We start from the raw sequence: 1,627 nt of genomic DNA, 5'->3' as shown, positions 1-1,627 counted from the left end.
CAAGCCTGCAAATAAAAAGTCAATAGAAAATTGAAGTTTTTTTGAAAAGGTTATATGTTGGATTTTAAGTATAACAAATAGACCACCACTATACGCTGGTCTGAAAGAAGGAATGCAAGAGGTAATTATTGTGGAAGAACTGTTAAGTATTCTTTAACTCTACCATAGTAGATACGGAGAAACTTATTAGCGCCTGCGGTCATGTAAACATAGTAAGGTTTACCCTGAGCACGTTTCTTATCGAGAAACTGATAAACAGCATCATTTTGCGGCTTGGTCTTAATAAGAGCATCCATGACCTGAAACAACGTTTTTCGCAAGGTAGGAGACCCTCTTTTGGAAGTATGAACACTTTTTTGTTCATAGGTTCCAGATTGGTTAACACCTGGATCAACGCCTGCAAAGGCAGTAATCGCACCCTTATGCGTAAAGCGTCTAACATCACCGATTTCAGCGATCAACTGAGGACCAAGTGATGAACCGACACCTTTCATATCCATAACAATAGAGTACTCAGGCAGCTTAGATGCGGTTTCATTCATCAGAATACGAAGTTGTTCTACCGTTTTGGAAGCAATGTTTAATTGATCGACAGCTTGTTTCACAATGAGTTTGGTCAAATCATCTTTAGGAAGTACAGGAACAAGTTCCTTTGCTGCCCCATAGATTTCTTCAGCTTTTGATTGACTGAAGTTGTACTTATTTCGCTTACACCACTTCTGATAATGGTCGGTGAAAGCATGAAGAGACAGTTTACGAACACAGTCTACATGCCAGTATGCAGCAGCGAAATCAACCCATTTCTGGCTGCCATCATCACGAGCAGGGCTGTTGAAGTAGGTATTAACACCCGGAAAGGTTTGATCAAGTATTCCGATAAAGTTATTTTTCATAGCCGTTTTATGTTTCATGTAAAAACCAAACTGACGGTTCATTGTTTTTAACTGATTACGTATTTCATCCATAAGGCTATATTGTTTCAAATCATTCCAACTGTCAAGAGCATAACGCGCTATTTTTAAAGCATCTGCTTTATCTGATTTGACTTTACGTAGAGAATTTTCACCGAAATCTTTAATGAGCTTTGGATTAACGGCACTCACAAAAAGATTTGCCTGAGAAAGTTCGCGTGCCAGTGGTTCATAATAACGACCCGTGTGTTCCATAACAATGCGGGATTCGCCTTCAATGGATTTAATCTGATTGATGAGAGAACTGATTTCATTGGAAGTGTGTTGAATCTCAAAAGGCAAAGAAACAATCTCACCATATGGGCGGATAATAGCAATCATGCTTTTGCCCTTAGAAACATCAATACCTACTGCGTTCATGTTCATAAATTTGTCACTCCTTAAGATTATTGCAATGGATAAATACCAGTTTTACTCATTGCCTATTCAATCTACTGTGGTGTGACACGAACGTACTGTAGGACAGTAGTTCAACCTGCATAAAACGAACGCTGCGAATGAGGAGCTGGTTATCAGTCTTGTTAACGGACGCGAAGTCCAAGAAAGGAAGACGACATACCGATTGCTCTCTACATTCTAACAGCTTAAGCAACAAGATGGATAAGGTCCTAACTGGTTGTTAGGTACTATAACCATAAATATATTGTAGTAGAAAG

General features: G+C 39.0%; 1 protein-coding gene. It reads right to left on the bottom strand.

The window, feature by feature from the left end; translation table 11 throughout:
* Window positions 1-125: 125 nt before the first annotated feature.
* The gene (locus FZC41_RS17075) at window positions 126-1,331 is read right to left on the bottom strand and encodes an IS110 family RNA-guided transposase (RefSeq protein ID WP_170254052.1); all 1,206 of its coding nucleotides are present in this window, start codon (window positions 1,329-1,331) and stop codon (window positions 126-128) included.
* Window positions 1,332-1,627 lie beyond the last annotated feature (296 nt).

It is taken from the genome of Acetobacterium paludosum, assembly GCF_008086595.1.
In the GTDB taxonomy this organism is placed as follows: domain Bacteria; phylum Bacillota; class Clostridia; order Eubacteriales; family Eubacteriaceae; genus Acetobacterium; species Acetobacterium paludosum.
This window is presented reverse-complemented; position numbering and strand designations above follow the sequence as displayed.

Excerpts from the sequence above, each read along its gene's own strand:
- FZC41_RS17075 (WP_170254052.1), bottom strand. The coding sequence starts at position 1,331 with ATGAACGCAGTAGGTATTGATGTTTCTAAGGGCAAAAGCATGATTGCT.